Genomic DNA, 7258 nt, shown 5'->3' on the forward strand with positions numbered 1-7258 from the left:
CGCCCAAAGGAACACAAACAGTTACACATTGTCGGCGATGTTGAGGGAAGGGCGCACCCCCACATCGCGGTGGTGCGCCCGCAGCCAGTCCTGGCCTGCCGTGCGCCCCAGCGCGAACAGCTTGCGCACAAAGGCCATGTCCGCGCGCGCCTTGCTGTCAGCGCCAAATGGAGCCAGTACCGCCCCGCCGTCAATGCGGTGCATGCGCACATTCTTGTAGCGGCGCGCATCCAGCTTGCCCTCGGCCAGCAGGCGCCGCACGAACTCGATGGCCCGGAGTTCGGCCAGCAGGCTGGCATTGAAGGTGACCTCGTTCATGCGTTCGAGGATTTCGGGGGCCGTGTCGGGCAGCGCATGGTGCTCGGTCGGATTGATCTGCACCAGCAGGATGTCGGAGGCGTCGGTCTGGTAGATCAGCGGGTGCAGCGCGGGATTGCCGGAATAACCCCCGTCCCAGTAGCGTTCGCCGTCGATCTCCACGGCCTTGAACAACAGCGGCAGGCAGGCCGACGCCATCACTGCGTCGGCGCTGAGCCGCGCGCCCGAGAAGATTTCGCCGCGCCCGGTGCGTACATTGGTGGCGCACACAAACACCTTGGGGTCGGAGGCGCCCTTGGCGGCGCACAGCAGGTCGAAATCCACCTCGCGCTCCAGCAGCCGGCGCAGCGGATTGATGTCCAGGGGATTGGTCTGGTAGGGCGACAACCAGCGGTTCATCATGCCCAGCAGCGGGTTGGCGGCTGCCAGCGGCGTGCCCCACATGAGGCTGCCCAGCGTCCCGACGCCTTCCCACAGCCGCGCCAGCACCGCGCGGGCCAGCCCGCAGCCGGCGGCATGGGCTTCCTGCGGGTCTTTGTGCTGCTGGGCCGCCTGCGCAAAACCATGCGCCACCGCCACGGCGTTCATGGCTCCGGCGCTGGTGCCGCTGATGCCATCGATCAGCAGGCGCCCGTCTTCGAGCAGCGCATCCAGCACGCCCCAGGTCAGCGCGCCATGCGAGCCGCCACCCTGCAGCGCCAGATTGATGGGGGTCAGCGTGCCGCGCTCAGGCATCGATGGCCTGGCTCTTGTTCATGGTGACCATGCCGCGCACGATGCGGTAAAGGAACCAGATGGAGATCAGGCCCCAGGCCACCCAGCCGGGAAAGAAAAACAGCAGCCACAGCGGCGCTGTGCTGATGTACAGCACCCCCGCCCAGAGCACCGTGCGGATGCGCCAGGCAAAGTGGCTGGCCTGCCAGGTGCCCGCGCCCTCGCCCTGTTTCACCAGATCGATGACCAGCGCGATGATGAGCAGCGCAGCGCCCGGCTGCGCCCCCGGAATGACCGCCCCCACCGCCACGATCAGGTGCAGCACATAGCTGACCCAGCCCCAGGCCTTGAGGCCCTCGGCCTTCTCGTCATTGGTCTGCACATCGATGATGTCGTTCATGGCGATGGTTCCTGGGCAGCACGCGCAACCGCCTTGCGCAGGGCTTTTTCCTCGATGCCACTGGTGCCCTCGCGGCGCTCCAGTTCGGCCAGCACATCGGCGGGCGTGAGGCCATAGTGGGCCAGCGCGATCATGGAGTGGAACCACAGGTCGGCCACTTCATAGACGATTTTGGCCTTGTCGGCGCCATGGTCCACGTCCTTGGCCGCCATGACCACCTCGGTGGCCTCTTCGCCGATCTTCTTCAGGAACGCATCCGGCCCCTTGTGCAGCAGGCGCGAAACGTAGCTCTTTTCCGGGTCGCCGCCGTTCAACGGCTTGCGGCTTTCGATGATGGCAGCCAGACGCGCCAGCGCGTCCTGCGAAGTCGGGGCCAGGGAATCGTTGGAACTCATGGGTGTTATCTGTAGATGGATTCAGGGTCTTTCAAGACCGGCTCGACCGCCTGCCAGGCGCCGTCCCGGAGCACGCTGAAAAAGCAGCTGTGGCGGCCCGTGTGGCAGGCAATACCGGGCTCGTGCCCGAGTTGGGTGATCTTGAGCAGCACCACATCGTTGTCGCAATCGAGGCGGATTTCATGCACCGTCTGCACATGCCCCGACTCTTCGCCCTTGAACCACAGCTTTTTGCGCGAGCGGCTGAAGTACACGGCCCGGCCCAGCTCTGCCGTTTTTTGCAGCGCCTCGCGGTTCATCCAGGCAAACATCAGCACGTCGCCCGTGCCCTGCTCTTGCGCAATCACGGGCACCAGGCCCTGCGCATCCCACTTCACTTCGTTGAGCCAGTTCATGGGTGCGATTGTCGATGATTTGGGTGACGGCGCGGTGCGCCCACCCCGGCCTGGAAGTCTTTGGAGGTTCTAGCGTTGATGTATTCAGCGCAACAAGCCATCAAATAGTGAGCAAATGACGATCACAGACGCACCGGAATCCCGCGCTCGGCCATGTGCTGCTTGGCCTGCAACACGGTGAATTCGCCGTAATGGAAGATGCTGGCGGCCAGCACGGCGTCGGCGCCACCGATCTGGATGCCGTCGGCCAGATGATCGAGGTTGCCCACACCGCCCGAGGCAATCACGGGCACGCTGACAGCGTCGCTCACGGCGCGCGTGAGTGCCAGATCAAAGCCCGCCTTGGTGCCGTCGCGGTCCATGCTGGTCAGCAGGATCTCTCCGGCGCCGCGCCGTGCCATCTCGCTCGCCCAGGCCACGGCATCCAGGCCGGTGTTCTTGCGCCCGCCATGGCTGTAGACATCCCAGCCGGGGCCCACGGCCCGACCATCGGGTCCCTGGCGCCGCACCTCCTCTTCGGAGCGGCGCTTGGCATCGATGGCCACCACGATGCACTGCGCGCCGTAGCGGGCCGATGCCGCACTGATCACATCGGGGTTGGCAATGGCGGCCGAGTTGAAGCTGGTCTTGTCGGCCCCCGCATTGAGCAGGCGGCGCACGTCTTCGACCGTGCGCACGCCCCCGCCCACGGTGAGCGGAATGAACACCTGGCTGGCCACCGCCTCGATGATGTGCAGGATCAGGTCGCGCCCGTCGCTGGTGGCGGTGATGTCCAGAAAGGTGAGTTCGTCGGCGCCCTGCGCGTTGTAGCGCGCGGCGATCTCGACCGGGTCGCCCGCATCGCGCAATTCGACAAAGTTGACGCCCTTGACGACACGACCACCGGTCACGTCAAGGCAGGGGATGATGCGTTTGGCAAGCATGGAATGAAAGCGCTATCGGCAAGGCTGGTTGGGGGCAACAAGATACCACGCAGGCGCACCGCCAGCGCAGTGCGGCCCTCGGAACCCGTGCAGCATGTTCACGGAATGAGTGGACGATCTCACCCCAGCGTGCGCGCCACCCCGTTTTGCCAGCGCCAGACATCGGCGCACATGCGGTCCACCCCGTGGCGGGCACGCCAGCCCAGGAGCCACTCGGCCAGCGCCGGGTCGGCCCAGCACTGCGCAACGTCACCCGGCCGCCGCGCCACCACCTGGTAGGGCACGGCACGGCCGCTGGCCTGCTCGAAGCCGCGCACCATCTCCAGCACCGACACCGGCTGCCCGGTGCCCAGGTTCACGGTGAGCAGCCCGGCGTGCTCGCGCAGATAACGCAGGGCGGCCACATGGCCCTCAGCCAGATCGCACACATGGATGTAGTCGCGCACGCCCGTGCCATCGGGCGTGGGGTAGTCGTTGCCATACACGCTCAGGGATGCGCGCTGCCCGGCCGCCACCTGCGCCACATAGGGCATGAGGTTGCCCGGCTCGCCCTGGGGGTCTTCGCCGATGAGCCCGCTCTCGTGCGCGCCCACGGGATTGAAATAGCGCAGCCGCGCAATACGCCACTGGCCAGGCTCGGCGTGGTCCACGTCCGCCAGCACCTGCTCCATCATGAGCTTGCTCCAGCCGTAGGGGTTGGTGGCGGACAGAGGGAAATCCTCGCGGATCGGCACCGACGCAGGCTCACCATAGACCGTCGCCGACGAGGAGAACACCAGCGTGTACACACCCGCCGCCTGCATGGCACGCAGCAAGGTCACCGTGCCAGCGACATTGTTGTCGTAATAACGCAACGGCTCGCGCACCGACTCCCCCACGGCCTTGAGCGCGGCAAAGTGGATCACACCCTCGATGGGATACTGCGCGAACACGCGCGCCAGCCCCTGTGCATCGCGCACATCCCCCTCGATGCACAGGGGCTGCGTACCCGTGATGCGCCCCAGGCGCTCCAGCACCGAGCGGCGGCTGTTGCAAAAGTTGTCCAGAATCAGACAGGGAATGCCCGCCTGGGCGAGCGCCACGCAGGTGTGAGAGCCAATAAAGCCGGCGCCGCCGGTGACAAGAATCATCTAAAGCACCACTTCCATGAAACGACGGGAATCGATCGACCCGCTCTTTGCACAGGTTCTCAGAGCCTGTTTACGATCTCCCTGGGGTCGCGCAGCGGCATTTGCGGGATAGGATGCAAGGCGCGGTGCGCAGTGGATAGCCAAGCTATCCACAAGCGCCGCAACACCGCAGACCGCCCGCAAAGACCACTGCCCGAAGGGTTGGAGCGAAATCGGGCGATTGGACGCCCCGGCTGCTTGCATGGGCACCAGCCCATGCGGCGCATCCGAAGCATCCACTCATCCCGATTGCGCTCCAACGCGATCCCCTGCGAGATCGTCAACAGGCTCTTATAGGATATCCGCAACCGCCCACCGCATCATCCCGTCGGAACCATCGGGATCTGCGCCCACCTTCCGCGAACGCACCCTGGCCGTGCGCACGCCTGCCGAGCGCACCTGGATCACGCCCGTCTACATCCCGCAGCGCACGCGACAAGGCTGTCGCACTAGGACGCCTGCAGCACCCGGAGCTCCTGCCAACCCTGCCACTGCGCCTGCGGTGCCAGGGTCACGGGCGAGTCGATCCGGGCCGCTTCCACGCACAGCATGGAGCGGTAGCCATCGGGCGGCATGTCTGCCAGCCGGGTGCAGAGTCCAGCCCCCGGGTTCCAGACCACGGTGTCGGACAGGCTGGCGCTCTGGGCGATCTGAAGACATTGGGCGCCGTCGCGCAGTTGCATGGGCCCGGCTGGCGCCTGAAAGACACAGTCGTATTCACCCGCCACGCGCACCGCGCACCGCTGCACGCCGCGTGCGTCCGCCACGGCGTCCCAGCGCGCGCAGCCATCGAGCCCGCTCAGGTGGACACGATCGACATTTTCCACGCGCAGATAGGTGTGCAGCGCGGTGGTGAAATTCCAGGCATCGGCGTCCGCATCGCCCGTATTGCGCACCGCCAGTTGCACCCGCAGGCTGCCTGCGCCCAGCGCCACCGTCAGCTGCACCGCAAAGCGCCCGGGCCACCAGGCGCGCGTGGCCTCGCTGTCGGCAAGTTCCAGGCACACAACCGACGGCGCATCGCCATCACCGCCCGACAACACGCGGTGCCAGGCCAGATTGCGCGCAAAGCCATGCTTGGACAAGGGGCCGCGCTGGTTGAACTGGGGAAAGCACAGCGGAATGCCGCCACGGATGGCCGACTGGCCATCGAAAACCGCCTGGGGACTCAGGTACAGGCGCTCGCGCCCGCCGGCCACCCACGAGAGCACCTGGGCGCCATGCAGGGCCACCAGCGCGCTATCGCCCTGGGGTGCCTGCAGGCGGATGCAGGGCTGCCCCTGAAAATGCTCTGTGCAACCCCACGCAGCCACCGCCGCGCTGTCAGGCGGCATGGCCCAGCGAGTCGGCGCGCGCCTGGGCCGCGGCAAAGTCGAGGTCGCCACTGTAGATGGCGCGGCCGCAGATCACGCCTTCGACGCCTTCGCTCTCCACGGCGCACAGCTGCTCGATGTCGGCCATGTTCGACAGGCCGCCCGAGGCGATCACGGGGATGGACAGCGCCTGCGCGAGCTTCACGGTGGCGTCGATGTTGATGCCCGAGAGCATGCCGTCACGGCCGATGTCGGTGTAGATGATGGATTCGACACCCCAGTCCTCGAACTTCCGGGCCAGGTCCACCACCTCGTGGCCGGTGAGCTTGCTCCAGCCGTCGGTGGCCACCTTGCCGTCCTTGGCATCCAGCCCCACGATGATGTGGCCGCCAAAGGCGCTGCAGGCGTCTTTCAGGAAACCGGGGTTCTTGACCGCTGCCGTGCCGATGATCACGTAGCGCAGGCCGCCGTCGATGTATTTCTCGATGGTGTCCAGGTCGCGGATACCGCCGCCCAGCTGCACCGGAATTTCTTCGCCCACCTCCTTGAGGATGGATTTGATCGCGCCGTGGTTCTTGGGCACACCGGCGAAGGCACCGTTCAGGTCCACCAGATGCAGGCGGCGCGCGCCGGCATCCACCCATTTGCGGGCCATGGCGGCAGGGTCTTCACCGAAGGTGGTGGATTGGTCCATATCGCCTTGCTTGAGGCGAACGCAGTGGCCGTCTTTCAGGTCGATGGCGGGAATGAGCAGCATGGTGGTGAAGTTCGGGAGGTAAAGGGCGAGCACGGCTCGGCCCGAACGGGTGGAAGTTAAGAAATCAGGGATTCCAGTGCAGAAAATTGCGGTACAGCGCCAAGCCATGCTCCGCGCTCTTTTCCGGATGGAACTGCGTGGCGAAAATATTGTCGCGCGCAATGGCGGCAGCAAACCAGCCGCCATAGTCCGTTTGCCCTGCGCAATGGGCAGGATTCTGCGGCACAGCGTAGAAACTGTGCACGAAGTAAAAGTAGCTGTTGTCCGGCACGCCAGCCCACACCGGGTGCACACCGCCCCCGTGGTGGGCATGGGGCATTTGCCGCACCTGGTTCCAGCCCATCTGGGGCACCTTGTAGCGGCTGCCGTCGGGCTGCGTCTTGCCCGCCAGATCGAACTTGAGCACTTCGCCGGGGATCAGGCCCAGGCCCGGCGTGTCGCCCTCGGCGCTGTGGTCCAGCAGCATCTGCATGCCCACGCAGACGCCAAACATCGGCTTGGTGGCCGCAGCTTCGAGCACCGATTCCTGCAGGCCGGATTCTCGCAGTTCGCGCATGCAGTCGGGCATGGCGCCCTGCCCTGGCAGCACGATGCGCTGGGCGGCGCGCACGTCCTCGGGGCGGGAGGTGACCACGACCGTCCAGCCCGTAACGTGGGCCGCAGCCTGCACGGCCTGCGACACCGAGCGCAGGTTGCCCATGCCGTAATCGATCACCGCAACGGTTTTTACGTCCATATTCATAGCTGCTAGCACTTATCCATCAAGCACCAGCGCCTGATTTGATCAAATATCTCACTCCAGCCCGTAACGTGGGCCGCAGCCTGCACGGCCTGCGACACCGAGCGCAGGTTGCCCATGCCGTAATCGATCACC

9 protein-coding genes are annotated in these 7258 nt (G+C 65.9%); all 9 read right to left on the minus strand.

The window, feature by feature from the left end; all coding sequences use genetic code 11:
• Window positions 1–21 precede the first annotated feature (21 nt).
• The 9 genes from AC1Q5S_RS02655 to hisH all read right to left on the minus strand — a co-directional run bounded on the left by AC1Q5S_RS02655 (window position 22) and on the right by hisH (window position 7126).
• Window positions 22–1053: a patatin-like phospholipase family protein gene (locus AC1Q5S_RS02655; protein WP_492238286.1), complete on the minus strand. Its 1032-nt coding sequence runs from the start codon at window positions 1051–1053 to the stop codon at window positions 22–24.
• Window positions 1046–1432: a DUF4870 family protein gene (locus tag AC1Q5S_RS02660; RefSeq protein ID WP_492238287.1), complete on the minus strand. Its 387-nt coding sequence runs from the start codon at window positions 1430–1432 to the stop codon at window positions 1046–1048. Before AC1Q5S_RS02660 ends, AC1Q5S_RS02655 begins: the two co-directional genes overlap by 8 nt.
• The gene (locus AC1Q5S_RS02665; protein ID WP_303833826.1) at window positions 1429–1827 is read right to left on the minus strand and encodes a phosphoribosyl-ATP diphosphatase; all 399 of its coding nucleotides are present in this window, start codon (window positions 1825–1827) and stop codon (window positions 1429–1431) included. The genes AC1Q5S_RS02660 and AC1Q5S_RS02665 overlap by 4 nt, the downstream gene beginning before the upstream one ends.
• Window positions 1828–1832: 5 nt before the next feature.
• The gene (gene hisI / locus AC1Q5S_RS02670) at window positions 1833–2231 is read right to left on the minus strand and encodes a phosphoribosyl-AMP cyclohydrolase (RefSeq protein ID WP_208859744.1); all 399 of its coding nucleotides are present in this window, start codon (window positions 2229–2231) and stop codon (window positions 1833–1835) included.
• 113 nt (window positions 2232–2344) lie between these two features.
• Window positions 2345–3145, minus strand: a complete 801-nt coding sequence (gene hisF / locus AC1Q5S_RS02675; RefSeq protein ID WP_422202616.1) for an imidazole glycerol phosphate synthase subunit HisF — start codon at window positions 3143–3145, stop codon at window positions 2345–2347.
• 119 nt (window positions 3146–3264) lie between these two features.
• Entirely contained in the window at window positions 3265–4275 is a 1011-nt protein-coding gene (galE, locus tag AC1Q5S_RS02680; protein ID WP_492238288.1) for a UDP-glucose 4-epimerase GalE, read from the minus strand.
• Between the two features lie 488 nt (window positions 4276–4763).
• Window positions 4764–5648 carry a D-hexose-6-phosphate mutarotase gene (locus tag AC1Q5S_RS02685; protein WP_303833821.1) on the minus strand — a complete coding sequence of 295 codons (885 nt, stop codon included), beginning with the start codon at window positions 5646–5648 and terminating at the stop codon, window positions 4764–4766.
• Window positions 5638–6384, minus strand: a complete 747-nt coding sequence (gene hisA, locus AC1Q5S_RS02690) for a 1-(5-phosphoribosyl)-5-[(5-phosphoribosylamino)methylideneamino]imidazole-4-carboxamide isomerase (RefSeq protein WP_092699926.1) — start codon at window positions 6382–6384, stop codon at window positions 5638–5640. The genes AC1Q5S_RS02685 and hisA overlap by 11 nt, the downstream gene beginning before the upstream one ends.
• 64 nt (window positions 6385–6448) lie before the next feature.
• Entirely contained in the window at window positions 6449–7126 is a 678-nt protein-coding gene (gene hisH / locus AC1Q5S_RS02695) for an imidazole glycerol phosphate synthase subunit HisH (protein WP_492238289.1), read from the minus strand.
• Between the last annotated feature and the right edge of the window lie 132 nt (window positions 7127–7258).

The sequence above is a fragment of the Acidovorax sp. GW835-FHT14B10 genome, from assembly GCF_058793725.1.